Here is a 17,862-nt window from a genome sequence, read left to right as displayed (position 1 = left end):
ACCGGGGTGCTTGTCGGTTGCTGTGGGCCGAAATTGCCGCTCCCTGGTCCACCTCGAGGGACGTTCCTACGTGGATGAGGGAACGGGGCACCGCAGTGCGGATGCGGTGTCCCAGCCGGCATCCGTCAGCCATCGGAGAATCGAATCGGGAAGCGAACCGATCTCCATGCGCGCGGCGGACGGACCGGTGAGGATGGGGCCGTCACCACAGATGGTGCCGGCAATGTCGACGGCGGGCTGATCGGGTTCGCAATGCCGACAGTGGTACCTGCTGGTCAGCTGCCCGGACCGGTCCGGATCCAGATGGAGCCAATCCACGGCGAGGTCAGCGCGTTGATGCGCGGCCTCGGCGCGAGTGGTGGGCTCGTGCCCGCACGTCGGGCAGATACGCGAGGACCGCAGATGCGTCTGCGACACCGTCACCTCGATCGCAGCCAGCCCCAACTCGCTGCGGCGGCGGACATACCGGGTGACCGTCGCTTCCGACATCGTCGCCCCATGCTCGGACACCGACCGCTGCCACACCCGCCGCGCGGTGTGCCGCTGCTTGCGCGGTGCCTGCTTGTCGGCGACCAGCCAGGAATCAACCAGCTCGGCCCAATCGTCGATCGCCGGCCGCACCCGGCGGCGATACGGTTTGCGCGGCGGCGGCACCGCCGAGGCCAACGCCTGCCGCACCGTGCGCCGTGCACCCCGTGCCGCTGGGCCAACTCCCGAATCGACAAATCCGAATCCCGCCGATCACGGCGGATCTGCTCGAACAACTTCATCCGCGAACCCGATCTCTTCACCGGTCCTCCCTCGCTGAAACATGTCCAACGAGGAAATCCGAACCCGGGTTGGGCCAAGATTCGTGCCGACACGCCGCACCACCCGACCGCGACCACTGGCATCCTTCAGCCCGGGGCCAGAATTCGTGCCGATCAGTGGTCGTGCCGGGGCCTACTCCGGTGACCACACCCAGTTGGACTTCGGCATAGAAGGGGCTGCGGTTGAGCGGTACGTGCTGCCAGACTTGAACACCGAAAGAGGGGCATTCGAGTTGTGGGGAGAGGCGGATGGTGCGGCTCAGGACCGGGGTAGTCGATCCGGGTCTCCATTGCCGCTTCGCGCCGGATTTCACCGGGCGCAACGCCGAGTTCCTTGCTGCCTCTACCGGCGCCGATTCCCTGTGGGTCGTCGACCATTTGATCGGCTTGTTCCCCTCGTCGGTGTGGACGCCGTCCCACGCGGGCGGCGCGCGGATCGCTCCACGCGCGGATGCGTACTACGAACCGTGGACCCTGCTCGGGCACACGGCGGCCCGGAACCGATTGAGCCGGCTACGGCTTGGTGTCGGGGTCACCGATGCCGGTCGCAGGCGACCGCGCAGGCCGCCGCGTCCTTGCACCTGCTCAGCGGCGGACGCGCGATTCTCGGGATCGGCCCGGGTGAACGCGAGAACAACGAGCCCTACGGTGTCGACTGGAAACGCCCGGTGGCCCGGTTCGAGGAAGCTGTCGAGACGATCCGGGCGTTGTGGGAGTCCAACGGCGAGCCGATCTCCCGGGATTCGGAGTTCTTCCCCTTGCGAGACGCGGTCTTTGCGCTGCCACCGCACCGCGGCACGCGGCCGGAGCTGTGGATGGGGGCGCACGGGCCGCGGGTGCTGAAGGCGGCCGGCCGGTACGCCGACGCGTGGCTGCCGGCGTTTCCGGGCAGCCCGGCCGAGTACCGCGACAAACTGGACGCGGTCCGGTCCGCGGCGTCGGATGCGGGTCGCGACCCGTCCGCAGTCCAAGCGGCAGGATGGATGTGGGTCATCACAGGACGGTCGCGGTCGATCGTCGACGAGATCCTCGGCTCGGCCGTGGTTCGCGCCTTCGCGCTCGCCGCCTCGGCGCAGACCTGGGCCCACCACCGTGTCGAGCATCCGTTGGGCCCGGCGTTCTCCGGTGCGCAGGACATCCTCCCCCAGACCATCGACGAAGCGACCGCGCTGGACTACGGCCGACGCGCGCCCGTGTCACTGATCCGCGACTTCTTCCTGGTCGGCACACCCGCAGAGGTTCTCGACCAGATCGCCGAACGGCGCGACCACGGCCTGGTCTACGCCGTGATGGTCGACCTCGGCGGGTGTCATCCGCGACTGAGCGAAGGCCTCCGTGCGTCGATATCCTTCGCGAAGGTATTGCGCGGCGTCCGCCGGTTGTGACGGGCCCCCTTGCTTTTGCTGTGCCAGCCGTTAACGGGAGAACACCCTCGCCGGGCTCGCCGAGGCCCGCAGACGCGGCCGCGTCGGAGGCCGACCGGTCTGCCCTGACCGACACCGCCCGTCGCGCAGGCCCGCACATGAAGGCTCACGGTGCTACCGTCACACAGATCGCCGAGGTGCTCGGCGCCCTGGTTCGTGGATCGGCTGGGCATGCCGTTCACGGTCGATGGTTAAAGATGGTCGAGCACACGACATCCTCGATTCACCACAACCTCGGCCTTCTGCAGGCATTTGCCGACGAGAACGGCCACGCCAACGTACACAACAAGTACGCCGTGGAGGGAGTCAACCTGGGAAGGGGTGCCTGACACCGGGAAGTCCACGGGACATGTCCCAGACAGGGGTTCGGCCGGGAATGCTTTCACATTCTCGGCCGGATCTCTGCTTCTCGAGCATTTCACCGTTACCGATTACTCTCTCGATCCGCGAATCTCAATGTACGCGCGCCCAGCGGCCCACCGAAATGCCACGCATCGACTCGTCACAAGTGCTGCCGACGAGCGTACGGCAGCCTAGTGCCGGGCATCTCGGGTCCGCCGCGGGGGTCTGCCGGCGGACGCCACCACCGAGCCTCCCGAGGGTGCCCGCTACGGGCTCAGCTGTTCGCCGGTGACGAGGAAGACCACCCGGCGTCCGACCACGACGGTGTGGTCGCCGAAACGTTCGTAGAAGCGGCCGAGCAGGGTCACATCGACCGCGGCCGGGATGCTGCCGGTCCAGGCGGGGTCCTGGATCAGGGTGAGCAGTCGTCGGTGCAGGTCGTCGAGCTCGTCGTCGCGCCGGCCGAGCTCGGCGGCCAGTTCGGGATCATGCGTGCGGAGGACCTGTTCGGCGACTCTGGCCAACCCGCCCGCCACCCGCCCCATCCGGGCGAGCAATTCCTCCGCCTCCCCGGAGGTGACGCGGTCGGGGTGCCGGCGGCGCACGCTCTCGGCGACATGTTGCGCCAATCCGCCCATCCGGCTCAGATCCGTCACCAGGTGCACCCCGGTGACGACCTGCCGCAGGTCCCGGGCCACCGGCGCCTGCAGCGCCAGCAGCGCCAGCGCCTGCTCCTCGCAGGGCCCTCGCAACGCTTCGATCTGCTCGGTGAGGTCGAAGACCCGCTCGGCCAGCGGAAGGTCGGCCCGCACGAGGGCGTCGGTGGCCGTGTCGATGGCCTCCCCGGCCAGGTGACACATCGACGCCAGCCGGTCGGTCAGCGTTTCGAGCTGCTCGTGAAACGTCGTCCGCGTTCGCATCATCGTGCACTCCGCCGGACTTCGGTCGCCGGGTTGGTCCCGAGTAGTTGCCGGGAGGCCGCTTCCCCGGTGCCGGCGGACGCCGGTCGAGGGTGCCGCGGCGTGCGGGGCCGGTGCTCGCCGCGACGCAGCCGCTGGGCGTGTCGTCTGCGGTCGGTTTCGGTCATGCCGCCCCAGATTCCGTAGGGTTCGCCCGTGGCCAGGGCGTGGTCGCGGCACCGGCTGAGTGCGGGGCAGTCCTGGCAGATCCGCCGAGCCTGAGATTCGCGTCGGGTCCGGGCCTGGCCGCGTTCGGCGTCCGGGGAGAAGAACACCGATGATTCGATGCCGCGGCACGCGGCGGCCTCGCGCCAGTCCCCGGCACCGGGGGTGGCCTCCTCGGTGGGCGGCGGCGATGAGGGTCCTACGGGCAGCACTGGCGGTTCCTTCCGTTCCCACGCAGCGGAGCCGTCGGAACGGATCCGCACGTCGCGAAGCCTTTTCTATGATGCGGGGTATCAGCTACGCCTCGTTCCGATAACGAAACCGAATACCCTGTTTGTGAGGTATAGCGGAGACCCGACCTCGGCGCCACCCGGTCGATCGTCCAGGTCTATCGCCGGTTAGCCGAGGGAACCCCCCAAGGGCTCAACCCGATAGTGGGGCACAGGCGAGGAACATCGCGGATGTCGAGTCCGTGGTTGTACCCGGTTGTTGGGGTGCCGGTGCCACGATTCTTACCCCAATGCGCCAGCCGGAGCTTGAACTTGCCCAGCATCACCCGGCCGGCAGTTCACACCGCCGCACGCGCCGTCGGACCCAGGCCAGCTAGCCGAAACTTTCACGAGGCAACCATTCCGTCGCCGTCGTTGGAATTCTTGGCATCCTCTGTCGGGATTCGTGCGCCTGGTCGTAGCCGGGGTTGCCCGCCCGGCTGGGGAACGATCGTGACGGGTTTCCGCAAATTTTAGGATTCAAGCTCCGCGACGACAGACGTGGCTTCCGGCCTCGCGCTCGCTCGCTCGCGATCGAATTCATCACGGGTGATCTGCCAAATCCGGAAACAGCAGATCGCAGAGATGAGCAGTGGTACCGACGCCGCGAGATACAGCTGAGTGGGGGCCAGTACCGCCAATCCGTACCCTGCGCCGATCGGGGCGGCGATCGCGCCGATCCTGCCCATTCCCAGCATCATGCCGTATCCCTTCGCGCGGGCAAGTGGCGGATACATGCCGGGGGCCATTGCGCCGAACGATGCGGCACCGACATATATCGCGATTCCCAGGACGACCACAACAACCAACGCCCCGGTACTGCCGAGTAAGAGTGCGAACCCGACGACGCTCACCACCGATACCAGCAGCGCCGTCCAGGAGATACGGGTCGCCAGCACCTTCAGCCCGACGAACCCGAATAGAACAGATCCGCCGATCTGGCCGATGCTGAGAATGGTCCCGACGAGCGCTCCGGCCTGAGTGTCACCGCTCGCATCGGAAATGAGCTGAGGCGTCCACGTATTGACGAAGTAGAACGCTGCCAGAAAACCACCGTATGCGATCCACAACAGAATCGATCGCTCTCTGAGCGTGCTGCCCAGCAATCGCTGCTTGCCTTCGCCGGTCTCAGCTTCCCCGGTGGAGGGGGCGGGAGCCGAAGGATCGACACCGGTGATTCCGACCCTCGCAATGATCTTTTCGATCTTTCGCTGCGCAGCAGGTGTCCGCTTGGACATCAAGAATGAGAGGGATTCAGGAAGCAGGAACACGACGAGCACGAGGCCGATCACGTTGATCCCCGCCCCCGCCCAGAGCAGGGGCTGCCACGCACCGCTGAAAGTGGACGTCAACGACAAACCGACGAATCCCGCGATCATGCCGCCGACCGGCCCGCCGACACCAAGCACTCCGATGACGAAGTTCCGTCGAGAAACGGGCGAAAACTCTTGCACAAGAACGATACTCGAGACCATGACGGCACCGACACCCATGCCCGTGACGAACCGGACGGCCATCATCGCTTCGGCGGTCGGCGCCAGCGCCGTCGCGGCCACGAAGCTAGTGGTGACGGTCAAGCCCATGATGATCAGTGGCCTCCGGCCGATCTTGTCTGCCAGGGGGGCGAGAATCGCGGCGCCGACGCCCATGCCGATGAGGCCGGCGCTGATCAGGTACCCCTTCTGATCTGCAGTGGTGAATCCCGCTGGTAGATTCGGGAGAACGTATCCCATGACAATCAAGTCGTAGCCGTCGATCACGGAACAGAACGTGCACAAGAAAACGATGACGTATTGGTACGGTCTCATTTTCGACGTCTTGATGGCACTAATGATGTCCACTCCACACCCTCTTCTTCAACTGAGCCAATGTATTTGTTCGGATATTCAGACAGACAGTGTCGCGGCGGCACGTGCCGCCGTTGTTCGGGACGCCGATCGCGCGGATGCGTGCCCCACCGCCTGAGAGATCTCACCGTAGAGACGCGCAGGGCCGAGGAGGTCTTGGCCCGGTCGACGAACCTGACGGATAATCGTCACGAACAGTGGGATCGGACGGCCCTTGCCACGCTGGCACGGGAGCAGAGCCGTCGTCTCGACGTTGACGTTGACGTTGACGCGGCAGTCGCGGCGGGACTGCGCCGCGTTATGGGGGAGAATTGTCGGGGCGGCCCGGTCCTTGGCGACACCCGTGATTGCCGCGGCTGCCGCCTTGAGACGTCGATGAGACGCATCTTGGCTGCGCGGTCTGTATAGGTCGCTCATTGCGGCGGTCTTGTCGGCGGCGCCACTGTCGAGGTCCAGGACAGCGACCGTGCGGTTCTCGGCCAAACGCCTTGTGATACTCGCACTGATCCCGGGTGCCGCTCGGTCACGATGGCAGTTCGATTGGGCATTTGAATCCTTGGGTCGAGGTGATACGAACCACACTGACGGTGTCACGTGCGCATCGGATGGTGGTGTGTCATTTCGCGCCACTGCCGAGATCGTCGCGAACCGGACTGGCGCAGAGTGCGACACATCGGTTTACCCGCACCGTGGGATCGTCGGAGAATGACCGAACTCATGGACGGCGTCATCGACGTGGCCTTGTTGGATGCCGATGTCGATGAATTCCTGCGACCCCATCCAGTCGGATTAGTGGACGCCACGGCACTCCTGCGCGCCCGGTTCAGCGCCGGGTTCGGATCCGCCGCCTGGCCTGATGGACTCGGCGGACGCGGACTGCCTCGTTCCGCCCCGGGGATTGTGGAGTGTCGCGGGTCGAAGCGGCGGGTGTGCCGTCCCTTCGCCGGGCCCCGAAACCGGATCGGGCTGGCGATGTCGACTCCGACTCCGACTCCGCTTACATTCGCCGGCCGCGGACAGCAGAAGCGGTGGCTGCAGTCTCTGTGGACGGGCGAGGAGATCTGGCGCCAGCTGCCCAGCGAACCCGGCACCGAATCCGACCTCGCCGACAAGGAGCCTGGTCCGAGAAAGCGATCGGTGGATCGTCACCGGTCAGAAGGTCTCGATGTCACGTGCGCATGGTGCACGGTGGGCGTTACCGTTCGCCCGTACCGATACCTCGGTCTCCAAGCATGTCGGTCTGACATATTTCGTGCGCGATATGCCGCCGGCCGAAGGCGTCGATGCCCGGCCGCTCCGGTACGGCATTCCTGTCGCCGCGACCCGCCATCGGGCACCGAGGCAGAAAGGATTCTGCTGGATGGCGCATCGGTTCGCCGCGAACACCCAGTTCACCGCGATCTGACACGCGCGCGGACCCGACTCGTCGGCCGGGGCAGGGCCATCTGGGCTGCCAAGGCCTCGCCGAGCTGCCGACCTCTGACTGTCCGGTCGATCTCCGATCGCCTGTCGTCCCACCCCTGATCCTGTCGAGGAGTTCCGCATGAGCGAGCAAGAAACCATTCACCAGTTCCGGCTGCGGGCCCGGGACTGGTTGGCGTCTCACGCCCCTGCCACCATCCCATCCCGCAAAGACCCCGAGTACCTGAGGGTCGCGCGGGAGTTCCGCCGGGCGATGTTCGAGGCCGGTTTCGCCGGAATCGACTGGCCGGTGGCGTTCGGCGGCCAGGGGCGAACAGCAGCAGAACGCCGCGCCTTCGAGGAAGAAGCGTCGAATCACATTCTTCCGCTGGTCGTCTTCGATATCGGCCTCGGGATGTGCGCACCGACCATACTCAGTGTGGGGACCGATGAACAGAAGCGCCGGTTCATCCGGCCGATGCTCGACGGCTCCGAGATCTGGTGCCAACTCTTCTCCGAGCCGGCGGCCGGGTCGGATGTGGCCAGTCTGCTGACGCGGGCGGTTGTCGACGGCGACCACTTCATCGTCAACGGCCAGAAGGTCTGGACAACGGGCGCCGAGGTGAGCGATTGGGGAATGATTCTCGTCCGCACCAACCCTGACGTGCCGAAGCACCGTGGCTTGACCATGCTCGTCGTCGACATGCAGGCACCCGGCGTCACGGTGCAACCGTTGGTGGACATGACCGGTGTCGCCCATTTCAACGAGGTGTTCTTCGACGACGTCCACGTCCCACTGGACGCGGTCGTCGGCGAGGTCGACCGCGGCTGGGACACCGCGCGCGTGTTACTCACCCACGAGCGGTTGGCGGTCACGAGCGGGGGTGGAACCGCAGGCGGAAGCAGCGGTCCATTGTCGTTCGCGGGTTTGAAGGCAGCCGCCGAATCCAGCGGCATCCTCGCCGAGCCCTCCGCACAGCAGGCGCTCGTCGACTTCTATCTTCTCGAACAGTCACTACGCCTGTTCAACGACCGAATCACACGCGATGTCCTGCGGGGCGTCGACCCCGGCGCACGCGGTTCGGTCGGCAAGCTCCTGCAAGGCGAACTGCTCCTCCGCGGTGGCGTGCTGGCAGCGGAACTGGACAATGGTGACGTCGTCGCCGGGGACGCCGCCGATGAGCTTGCCGCGGATGTGCTCTTCACCCCGGCTTTGGCAATCGGTGGCGGTACCAACGAGATCCAGCTGTCGATCATCGCCGAACGGCTGCTCGGATTACCCCGCGAGCCGGCAAGTGACACCAAGTTGCCGTTCCGAACGAAACCCACAACCAAGGAGGGCGCGGCATGACCGCCACGGTGTCAATCGCAGGCCAGGACGACCTGGACGCGTTCCGCGAAGCCGTCCGTGACTTCCTGGCCGCTCGGGCGCCACGAGAACACGTCCGCCAGGTCATCGCCGCGGGCGGCGTCGACAGCTCCGCCACCTGGACTCGCGCAGCCCGTGAGATCGGCGTGCAAGGCCTTCTCATCCCGGAGACACTCGGGGGAGCCGGTGCCCCACCCGGCGTCGCCGCGGTGGCGATCGGGGAACTCGGCGCAGCACTGACGGTCGGCCCGTTCCTCCCGACCCTCGTGGGTAGCGATGCCTTGGCCGCCTCTGGCCAGGCTGATGCCGCCGCCGCGATCGCCGCGGGCGAAGCGAAGGTGGCGCTCGATTTCGCCACGCTCAAGGCGCCGATCGCAGTCGAACGAACTGGGCCGTCATCGGTCGTGCTGGATGCGGCTGCGCTTCGAGTCCCGGACGTTCTCGACGCCGACATCCTGCTTGTCGGTGTCACCTCCGAGAGCGCATCCGGTCTGGCGATCATTCGCACTGACGATCGCGCGGTCGCCGTGAAAGAGCTGCGATCCATCGATCTCACCCGTCCGGTCGGTCGGGTGGCCGTGAACGCCGCGACCGCACCGTTTGTCCAGGACGGCGGCGACCTGCTGGCCAGGGCCGGCGACCTCGCGGCACTGCTGCTCGCCTCTGAGCAGATCGGCATCATCGACCGGGTGCTGCGCGATGATGTCGCATATCTGCTCGACCGAGAGGCATTCGGCCGCAAGGCCGGATCGTTCCAGGCGGTCAAGCACCAACTCGCGCAGATCTACTGCCACTGGGAACAAGCCGTCGCACTTCACGACCACGCGCTCGCCGTGTTCGAGCGCCCTGCAGAACGGACGCACGCGGTCGACGCCCTGCAATGTTTCGTCGCACCGGCCGCCGTGACAGCGACCACGGTCGGCCTACGGCTCCTCGGTGGCATCGGGTTCACCTGGGAACACGACGCCCACCTCTACTTCCGTCGTGCCCGTGCCGATGAATCGATGCTCGAAAACATCCATGTGCGACGTTCGCGACTCGCCGGCTCGCTCGGCCTGCGCACTCCGGTCTCAGGAGACGATGCGTGAAACCACCCGGAGTTTCGGCGATCGCGACGGGCGAGCGTCCGGCCGCGACCGAAGCACTGATCGCTGGCGACGTGAGAGTCGTTGTGTTCGACGCCCCATCTGCCCATGCCGCCGAGGCCACACACCGGTTCGGCGCCGTTCGTCCAGGCCGACGTCCGTGAGGAGGACCAGATCCACCGCCGTGGGCCACGCAAGCAAGCGACCTCCGACCGCTCCGGGTCTACTGCGCCCACATCTCAGACCCCGCCACAATCCTGGGATTTTCGGGACTGGCGACCACGGCGTCGGTCACCGTGCGCGGACATGTTCAATTCCCTGACGACGTCGACGCCATCGTCCCAGCCGATGGGGGCGTAAGCGGGCACCTGACTATGGGGACCCGCATAGTGCTTCGCCCGCAAGGCGCGCATGGGGGACACCCTGGGAGTCTTCTGCGCCGTCGGGGCGCAGCGGCGGTGTTTGCAGATCCACGCGAACGTCCTCTCGACCACCGACCTGCGGGGCAGAACCGTGAATCCCCAGGCGTCGTCGGTGTGCTTGACGACCTGAATAGTTAGCGACAGAACTTTTTTCGTCCAATCGATCGGCCTTGCAGCGTCGCCGCTGTCGGCCCACATCTACCTCGTCGACTATCGCGGCATGGCGCCGGACTGATCGTCGAGAAGCGGGCAGGCAGGCCCGCCGGTAATCGGAACGCGCCGTCCCGGCCGAGGACCCTGGCCATCGTCACCACGACCGCCAGCAGCAACCCGTTCGAGTCCACCGCGATGTGCCGTGCACTGCACCGACTGGGAGTCGATGATCGCGGCCGAGGGCACCGGGCCGCGTCCACCATGGACACACGAACCCAGCGGGTGCAGATCGAGTAGATCGCCGTGGCGGGCGGGAACTCTGCCGGCGGCTGCCGCCAGGCGATCCCGCCGCGCACCACATCGAAGATCGCGTCGAGTACCAGACGACGGCAGTATTATTCGCCCACCCCTTTCCGCGCGTGCTTCCGGGAGGCGGGAGCAGCGGCTCGAGGATCGGCCACTGCGCGTCGGTGGTAGACGAGGTCGGGTACGCCGCACGGCGGTGCGCCAGCGCCTCATCGGGGGTGTGGCATGACGCACAGCGCAATGGGGCGATGATGGCAAGTGAACTCCTGGTCGGGTCGTGACGTAGACACTCACTGACCTATCAGGAGTTCACCCATTCCGCACCCGTCACACGCTGACCCGCACTGAGTTTTCAGACGCTCTCTGAGGCAGCATCACTCCCGTTCCGGGCGATCGTCGGCCGCCATCTTCTCGAGGGCAATCGCGAGCTCATCCAGGTCGGCGCCGGCACCGTATTCCACATTCCCAGACCCGAGAACTCCGCTCTCGCCCAGCGCATCCGCAAGTCCTGCACCACCTCGCCGGTGCGTGACGCCTCCGGTAGCAATGACGACCGAATCGGCCACGAACGTGGAGACCGTTCGGCGAACGAGCAGGCTGCCCGTTGGACGCGGTCAAGGGAACGGGCAGGTTCGGCCGTGGTCGAGGCACCGTGAGGGTCGCCCCGAGATCGGCAGGTGGCGTGCGATGACGGTCGCGTGCATCGCGAGGTACAGACATCCAGAGGCAGAACTGTCCAGTCGCGCAATGAGACATGCTTCGACCCGGATGATGATGGTGTCGCAGTCTGCAACAGGAGCTTTGCCGGTGACCAGGCGTTTCGTAGCGTCCTAGGGGTAATCCCCCCAACGAGGACGGCTGGTTGACGGTGACGGAAGCATATATCTACGACGCGATCAGGACCCCCCGTGGCCGTGGTCGGCAGAACGGCGCGCTGCATTCGGTGCGTCCGATACAACTCATCACAGACCTGATCACGGAAACTCTGAAGCGGAACCCGACGCTGGATCCTGCGGAGATCGATGATCTCGTCCTCGGAGTGGTCTCCCCGGTGTCCGAGCAGGGTGCAGACCTCGCCAAGACTGCTGCCATCTCCGCCGGTCTTCCCGACCAGGTGGCCGGTGTGCAGATCAACCGGTTCTGCTCATCGGGCCTCGAGGCGGTGAACATGGCGGGCCAGAAGATCCGATCTGGATGGGATCAGGTCGTATTGGCCGGCGGTGTCGAGTCCATGTCGCGGGTACCGATGGGAAGCGACGGCGGCGCGCTCTACGCAGACCCCGCCACGATGTACGACAACCACCTCGGACCCCAGGGGGTGAGCGCCGACCTGATCGCCACCATGGCCGGATTCACCCGCGACGACGTCGACGCCTACGCGGTGGAATCGCATCGGCGCGCCGCCCATGCCTGGTCCGCGGGTTATTTCGGCCGGTCGATCGTTCCGGTTGTCGACAGCTTCGGAACGGTACTGCTCGATCATGATCAACTCGTCCGCCCGACCAGCACCGTGGAGAGTCTCGCCGAGTTGCCGCCGTCGTTCGTCGCGATGGGAGCCGCCGGATTCGATGAAGCGGCCCTCCAAAAATTCCACTGGGTGGAGAAGATCGATCACGTGCACACGGCCGCGAACTCGTCCGGCATCGTCGACGGCGCCGCGCTGGTGGTCGTCGGCAGTGAAGCCGCCGGCGCCCGCCTCGGCCTCGAACCCCGCGCCCGTATCGCGCACGCCGCGGTGTCCGGCGCAGACCCGACACTGATGCTGACCGGACCGACTCCCGCGACCGAGAAGCTGCTGGCACAGACGGGTCTGACGACCGACGACATCGATCTCTTCGAGCTCAACGAGGCATTCGCGTCGGTGGTGCTCAAGTACCAGGCCGACCTGAAAATCCCCGCCGAGAAACTCAACGTCAACGGCGGCGCAATCGCGATGGGCCACCCTCTGGGAGCCACCGGCGCGATGCTCGTCAGCACGGTCATCGACGAATTGGAACGGCGCGACCAGCAGCGCGCCCTGGTGACCCTGTGCATTGGCGGCGGCATGGGCATCGCGACCCTGATCGAACGAGTGTGAGGACAACGATGACAACCACCCAGGCCCCTGACGACCTCGCCACGGCCACGATTATCTGGTCGAAGAACGCGGACGGCGTCGTCGTCTTGACGATGGACACACCGGGTTCGACGGCCAACATGCTGACCCCTGATTTCGAGAAGGACCTCGAATCAGTACTCGACCGTCTGGCGGCCGAGAAGGACACGGTCGCAGGCGTCATCTTGACATCGGCGAAACGCACGTTCTTCGCCGGCGGCGACCTCGACGCAATCCGACAGGTCACTGCGGATTCGGCGATCGACTTCGCCGCCGGCGTGCGGCGAACCAAGGCGCTGCTGCGCCGTCTCGAGACTGCCGGAGTTCCGGTCGTGGCCGCCCTCAATGGCAGCGCACTCGGCGGGGGGCTCGAAATCGCGCTGGCCTGCCACCACCGGATCGCGGTTCGCACGCCGCGCACGGTTGTCGGTTTCCCCGAGGTGACCATGGGACTCTTGCCCGGCGGCGGGGGGATCGTCCGCGCGGTCCGCCTCCTCGGACTCCGCACCGCTGTCGAGCAGCTATTGCTGAACGGCTCCACGGTGAACGCCGACAAGGCCCTCGCAATCGGGATCGTCGACGAGGTCGTCGATTCACCGAGCGAGCTGATCGCAGCAGCCACCGCCTGGATCAGGGCGCACCCCGGGGATGCGTCACAGCCGTGGGATGTCAAGGGGTACAAGATTCCCGGCGAGCCGACCGACACGGTCGCCGGCCTGCTGACATTGGCGGTGCACCGCAAGGTCAAGGGGGCGAACTACCCGGCGCCGCGGGCGATCGTCGCGGCGGCCACCGAGGGCGCGCGCATCGGATTCGACGCAGCCATGGAGGTCGAAACCCGCTACTTCACCGAACTCGTTGTCGGTCAGGTGGCGAAGAACATGATCAAAGCCAACTTCTTCGACCTCAAGGCGGTTCGTGGCGGCGCCGCCCGTCCCGACCTGCCAGCCGCCCCGCCCGTCACCACCCTCGCGATCATCGGGGCGGGCATGATGGGCGCCGGACTGGCGTATCAGGGCGCGGCCGCCGGTATGGATGTTCTCCTGCTGGACGTCGACGAAGCGGCGGCCGAGCGTGGCAAGGATTACTCTCGGCTGTTGGTCGAGAAGGCCGTCGACCGCGGTACGATGTCCGCCGAGGACGCGGCCGCACTGGTCGACCGAATCCGGGTCATCACCCGCGATGAGGACCTGTCGGGCGCGCAGGCCGTCATCGAGGCCGTGGTCGAGGACACGAAGGTCAAACAGGATCTGTTCCGCAGGATCGAGCCCCACGTCCCCAACGCCTTGCTGGTATCCAACACCTCCACCCTCCCGATCACCGAACTCGCCACCGGGGTCGAACGCCAACCCGAGTTCATCGGAATGCACTTCTTCTCCCCGGTCGATCGAATGCCATTGGTGGAAATCATCATTGGCAAGAAGACCAGCCAGGAAAGCCTCGCGCGGGCATTCGACCTCGGCCTGCAATTGAAGAAGACCCCCATCGTCGTCAACGACAGTCGCGGCTTCTTCACCAGCCGGGTGATCACATCCCGGATGAACGAGGCGCTGACGATGATCGGTGAGGGTATTCCGGCGGTCAGCATCGAACGAGCCAGCCAACAGGCCGGGTACGCCGTCGGAATCCTGCAGTTCCTGGACGAGGTCACCATCACGCTGCCGCGGAAGGTGCTCGACGAAGCGAAGGCGTCGGCCGAGGCTGCGGGGCTGCCGTGGCAGCCGCATCCCTCGGAGCCGGTGCTGATCCGGCTCATCGACGACTACGGGCGTTGTGGTCGTTCGACCGGTGCCGGGTTCTACGATTTCGTCGACGGACGCCGCACGAACCTGTGGCCAGGCCTCGAGGAACATTTCGAGGGCCCCGGTCCACACCCCTCGATGAACGATCTCATCGAGCGTCTGCTGTTCACCGAGGCCATCGAGGCGGCGAAGTGTTTCGATGAGGGAGTGCTCACCTCGGTCGTCGACGCGAATGTCGGATCATTGATCGGCATCGCCTTCCCGGCATGGACCGGTGGCGTGATGCAGTACGTCCAAGGCTACGACGGCGGGGTGGACGGATTCATCACCCGCGCCGAAGAACTCTCGGCAACCTACGGTCGCCGATTCACGCCGCCGGCCTCGCTGCGATCGGTCTTCGAGACTCAAAAGTGAGCGAGAGCCGCACGTATCGGTGCGCTGTTGGACCAGATCCGTGGCCCACCCACCTCGACCTGAGAGTGCACCACCCGAGAATGAACATCCGTGAAAGCCGTCGCTGGTTTGCCCGAGTTGCCGGCCGCGGTCGACCAGGACTCGGCACCAGCGACTGGTCGAGATCACGGGGGGTGCCGACCAGTTCGCCGTTACCGGCGATCACCAGTGGATCGATGTCGACATGGTCCGGGCGGCCGAAGGGCGGTTCAAGGGAACCCATCGCCCATGGGGACCTCCCGCGGGCGATCGGTCCGGTGCTCATGAGCCCATCTACCGGACCGGTGGTCTCGAGACGGTGGTCGACGACGGAGCCGAAAAGCTTCGCTTCGTTGCTCCTGTCTGCACCGGGTGCCGGCGTTCCTCGGATCCCTGCACGACGGCGGCGGCGGTATCCTGGCCAGGCCCACATGAGCTTCACGGCCATCCCGAGTCCGTGGGCAAACCCGCGTGTGTCGCTGCGGCGATCTTTCGGCTGGCAGAGGGGCGCGACGCCGAGATGATACTGCCCTGGGTCACGCTCGACCTGGCTCATGTGTCGCCGATCGAGACCACGGTGAACCTCGGTGGGCGCGATGCTCCACTGGACAAGATTTTCAAGGAGAAGGTATGAGCGCGACAATATCTCGACTCGATCTCGGTCGGCAGATGCTGCGAGTGGGACGCGGATATCTCGTTGATCGTGTCACCAGACCCCGGCCGACGACCCTCGACGTGGTGCCGCCGTTCGCGGACTCGCTCACGCCTGAGTGGCTGACGGCAGCGCTGTGCTCGAAGACCTCTGTCCGGGTGGTATCGGCCGACCACGAGACCGTCAGCGACGGCACCACCTGCCGCGGTCGCCTCACTCCTCACTACGCAGGACCCTCCGCCGAGGTCGACCGGCTCCCGGCGACGGTGTTCGTGAAATCGACCTCGACGTTTGTGACCAGATTGCACGTCGGGGCGAACGGCGGCGCCACCGGAGAGGTGCGGTTCTACCGCGACATCAAACCGAGAACGAACATCCTGGCGCCGGTCGGATACTACGGCGCTGCCGACCGTCGTTCCGGACGATCCATCCTCTTGATCGAGGACATGGACCGCATCGAGGGTCTGACGTTCGGCGACTGTCGCAAACCGCTCACCCGAGCGCAGGCCGAGGGTGTTGTGGACACGTTGGCCGAAGTGCACGGCGCGTTCCTCGACAGTCCACGATTCTCCGATGACCTGCGCTGGGTGATGCGCACGATCGACGTTCAGGAAGTTCTCAATGCGTTTGTCGATTGGGAGCGACGGGCCGTGGTCGGGCTCGACCGCGCGGCCGACCACGTGCCTGCAGAGCTGATGCAACGGCGAGACATCCTCCACAGTGAATTCATGCATTCCCTGTCGCTCGACGATCAGGTTCCCCGCGGGCTGGTGCACTCGGACGTCCACGCCGGCAACTGGTACCGTCTGCCGGACAACCGCATGGGTCTATTCGACTGGTCGGCATACTCGCGCGGAAACGGAACTCGCGATGTGGGGTACGCGCTCATGTCATCGCTCGAGCCTGCGGACCGACAGACGTGGGAGCGTGACCTGGTCGACCGCTATGCCGACCGGCTGTCACAGATTTCGGGACGACCGCACGACCCGAAGGATGTCTGGTTGTCCTATCGCCAGCAATTGTTGCACGGACTGACTTTCTGGCTGACGACCCTGGGGCGTAGCGCCATTCAGCCGAAAATGCAGTCCGACGAGGTCGCTCTCCTCAACATCTCGCGGATGGCGCAGGCCGTGGTCGACCTCGATACGTTCGCAGCCCTGAACCGATCCTGATCTTCGTGGCCTGCAAATCGGCGCGAAGGTTAGGGCTACAACACGTGCCGTGGGGGCCGCCACCGAAGTCGGGCGTCCGTCACCCACCACACCACGGTGTCGCGGGGGAATTCGGCATTGTTCACCCAAGATGCCGATCGAACCGGTCCACGCATACATGGCGGCGCACGCGCGACAGATGATGTATCGGCAATGTCGACCGTCGAGGCAGGACCAGATTGCCGGTCGGCTCCGCTTCGGCGAGAATTCTGATGCAGGTCCCACGTGAGCCCGGCGTCGCGGAAAAGGCGGGAGATCACCAGGCGCCGCCCTGGGTAGCACCAAAGTCCGGAGACGTTCGGTGCTCGATGAGCGGGTGTTGGTCACGGCGCCGCCCTCGCACATCGTCTGAAGTGCGTAATGGTGGCCCGTGTTCGCGAGATTGATCGGCCTCGTCGGGAGCAGTCGTCCGCCATGAGCTCCGAGTGCGTGGCCGGGGTGAGGATGCCCGTTCGCCCGGTCCGGGAAAGACGTTCGACGATCATGTCGTCGACGTCGCGACGTTCCTACCCCTTCCGGATGGGGCCGGCCCGCGTCGATGACGGCGGATTTCATGGAGCTCCGTCAATTGTGGGTGAGTGCCTGTGAAGAGCTGTTTTCGCTGCTCGCGCTCGGAATCCGTGCTGCGGGTGCGGTGTCGCGATTCGCGACGTGCAGGCGGACTGGGGGAGGGCAGGATCGAATGCGGATCACCAAGCATCGACGAGGGGTTGAGGAATGGGACTGGGAATGGACGCCGCGGAACGTAGTGCATTCGTGGAACAGGGCCACACCGGAATTTTGACCACCCTTCGGCGAGACGGGTGTCCCGTCACCCTGCCCGTGTGGTTCGCTCCGATCGACGGAGTCATCTACGTGGCGTCACCATCCGGGGCCGCGAAGGTCAAACGGCTCGAGCGGGACGACCGATGCTGGTTCATGGTCGAGCGTGGCAATGCCTGGACGGAACTCGCTGCGGTCGGGTTTGCCGCCCGCGGAAGGACCCTCGCACCCGGTGATGAAGCGGCCCGGGCAGCCGCGGCCCTTGCCGACCGGTATGCGGCATTCAGGCCGGCCGACGAGTCCCTCCCCGCGGCGATGCGCACCCATTATGCGGATCAGGTGATCATCCGGATCGAACCGGTGGACGAGCCACTGAGCTGGGACAACTCGAAGGCTCGACTCACCGGCACCTGACCC

Annotated in this window: 17 protein-coding genes and 1 pseudogene; 11 read left to right on the top strand and 7 right to left on the bottom strand. The window is 65.8% G+C overall.

The window, feature by feature from the left end:
* Positions 1-66: 66 nt before the first annotated feature.
* The gene (locus MLGJGCBP_RS52550; protein WP_236581642.1) at positions 67-678 is read right to left on the bottom strand and encodes a hypothetical protein; all 612 of its coding nucleotides are present in this window, start codon (positions 676-678) and stop codon (positions 67-69) included.
* A gap of 380 nt (positions 679-1,058) precedes the next feature.
* Here MLGJGCBP_RS52550 and MLGJGCBP_RS44325 point away from each other — a divergent pair.
* Together MLGJGCBP_RS44325 and MLGJGCBP_RS50965 are read left to right on the top strand one after the other, a co-directional pair.
* Positions 1,059-2,194 (top strand): annotated as a pseudogene (locus MLGJGCBP_RS44325) (LLM class flavin-dependent oxidoreductase).
* 236 nt (positions 2,195-2,430) lie between these two features.
* Entirely contained in the window at positions 2,431-2,562 is a 132-nt protein-coding gene (locus MLGJGCBP_RS50965) for a helicase associated domain-containing protein (protein ID WP_201453326.1), read from the top strand.
* Positions 2,563-2,841: 279 nt separating this feature from the next.
* Here the strand turns inward: MLGJGCBP_RS50965 and phoU are convergent, their stop codons facing one another.
* From phoU to MLGJGCBP_RS44305, 4 genes are all read right to left on the bottom strand, one after another.
* Complete coding sequence (phoU, locus tag MLGJGCBP_RS44320; protein ID WP_160102797.1) at positions 2,842-3,498, bottom strand: phosphate signaling complex protein PhoU; 657 nt, start codon at positions 3,496-3,498, stop codon at positions 2,842-2,844.
* Positions 3,495-3,911 (bottom strand): WhiB family transcriptional regulator, encoded by a 417-nt coding sequence (locus tag MLGJGCBP_RS44315; RefSeq protein WP_160102795.1) that lies wholly within the window; start codon positions 3,909-3,911, stop codon positions 3,495-3,497. Before MLGJGCBP_RS44315 ends, phoU begins: the two co-directional genes overlap by 4 nt.
* 530 nt (positions 3,912-4,441) lie before the next feature.
* Complete coding sequence (locus tag MLGJGCBP_RS44310) at positions 4,442-5,776, bottom strand: MFS transporter (protein ID WP_268960816.1); 1,335 nt, start codon at positions 5,774-5,776, stop codon at positions 4,442-4,444.
* A 78-nt stretch (positions 5,777-5,854) separates the two neighbouring features.
* The gene (locus MLGJGCBP_RS44305; RefSeq protein ID WP_160102791.1) at positions 5,855-6,298 is read right to left on the bottom strand and encodes a hypothetical protein; all 444 of its coding nucleotides are present in this window, start codon (positions 6,296-6,298) and stop codon (positions 5,855-5,857) included.
* A gap of 682 nt (positions 6,299-6,980) precedes the next feature.
* Here MLGJGCBP_RS44305 and MLGJGCBP_RS44300 point away from each other — a divergent pair.
* From MLGJGCBP_RS44300 to MLGJGCBP_RS52545, 4 genes are all read left to right on the top strand, one after another.
* Complete coding sequence (locus MLGJGCBP_RS44300) at positions 6,981-7,220, top strand: hypothetical protein (RefSeq protein ID WP_160102789.1); 240 nt, start codon at positions 6,981-6,983, stop codon at positions 7,218-7,220.
* A gap of 138 nt (positions 7,221-7,358) precedes the next feature.
* Positions 7,359-8,567: an acyl-CoA dehydrogenase family protein gene (locus tag MLGJGCBP_RS44295; protein WP_160102787.1), complete on the top strand. Its 1,209-nt coding sequence runs from the start codon at positions 7,359-7,361 to the stop codon at positions 8,565-8,567.
* Positions 8,564-9,673 (top strand): acyl-CoA dehydrogenase family protein, encoded by a 1,110-nt coding sequence (locus tag MLGJGCBP_RS44290; RefSeq protein ID WP_160102785.1) that lies wholly within the window; start codon positions 8,564-8,566, stop codon positions 9,671-9,673. The genes MLGJGCBP_RS44295 and MLGJGCBP_RS44290 overlap by 4 nt, the downstream gene beginning before the upstream one ends.
* Before the next feature lie 408 nt (positions 9,674-10,081).
* The gene (locus MLGJGCBP_RS52545; protein WP_236581640.1) at positions 10,082-10,222 is read left to right on the top strand and encodes a hypothetical protein; all 141 of its coding nucleotides are present in this window, start codon (positions 10,082-10,084) and stop codon (positions 10,220-10,222) included.
* A 4-nt stretch (positions 10,223-10,226) separates the two neighbouring features.
* Here MLGJGCBP_RS52545 and MLGJGCBP_RS52540 read toward each other — a convergent pair whose 3' ends face one another.
* The gene (locus tag MLGJGCBP_RS52540) at positions 10,227-10,601 is read right to left on the bottom strand and encodes a hypothetical protein (RefSeq protein WP_236581639.1); all 375 of its coding nucleotides are present in this window, start codon (positions 10,599-10,601) and stop codon (positions 10,227-10,229) included.
* A 324-nt stretch (positions 10,602-10,925) separates the two neighbouring features.
* Positions 10,926-11,117, bottom strand: coding sequence for a hypothetical protein (locus MLGJGCBP_RS44280; RefSeq protein ID WP_160102783.1), 192 nt, complete (start codon positions 11,115-11,117; stop codon positions 10,926-10,928).
* A 302-nt stretch (positions 11,118-11,419) separates the two neighbouring features.
* On the opposite strand from MLGJGCBP_RS44280, the gene MLGJGCBP_RS44275 reads away from it, so the two are divergent.
* The 5 genes from MLGJGCBP_RS44275 (at position 11,420) to MLGJGCBP_RS44255 (ending at position 17,859) form a co-directional block, all read left to right on the top strand.
* On the top strand, positions 11,420-12,628 hold the full coding sequence (locus tag MLGJGCBP_RS44275) for an acetyl-CoA C-acetyltransferase (RefSeq protein WP_160102807.1): 1,209 nt from the start codon (positions 11,420-11,422) through the stop codon (positions 12,626-12,628).
* 8 nt (positions 12,629-12,636) lie between these two features.
* Entirely contained in the window at positions 12,637-14,802 is a 2,166-nt protein-coding gene (locus tag MLGJGCBP_RS44270) for a 3-hydroxyacyl-CoA dehydrogenase NAD-binding domain-containing protein (RefSeq protein ID WP_160102781.1), read from the top strand.
* Positions 14,803-15,277: 475 nt separating this feature from the next.
* Complete coding sequence (locus tag MLGJGCBP_RS44265; RefSeq protein WP_160102779.1) at positions 15,278-15,454, top strand: hypothetical protein; 177 nt, start codon at positions 15,278-15,280, stop codon at positions 15,452-15,454.
* Positions 15,451-16,644: a phosphotransferase family protein gene (locus MLGJGCBP_RS44260; protein ID WP_160102777.1), complete on the top strand. Its 1,194-nt coding sequence runs from the start codon at positions 15,451-15,453 to the stop codon at positions 16,642-16,644. Before MLGJGCBP_RS44265 ends, MLGJGCBP_RS44260 begins: the two co-directional genes overlap by 4 nt.
* 756 nt (positions 16,645-17,400) lie before the next feature.
* Positions 17,401-17,859: a pyridoxamine 5'-phosphate oxidase family protein gene (locus tag MLGJGCBP_RS44255; RefSeq protein WP_201453325.1), complete on the top strand. Its 459-nt coding sequence runs from the start codon at positions 17,401-17,403 to the stop codon at positions 17,857-17,859.
* Positions 17,860-17,862 lie beyond the last annotated feature (3 nt).

It is taken from the genome of Rhodococcus sp. T7 (assembly GCF_009872365.1).
Lineage (GTDB): Bacteria > Actinomycetota > Actinomycetes > Mycobacteriales > Mycobacteriaceae > Rhodococcus_F.
Note: the sequence above shows the minus strand (reverse complement) of the source record. Positions and strands in the feature narration are given on the sequence as shown.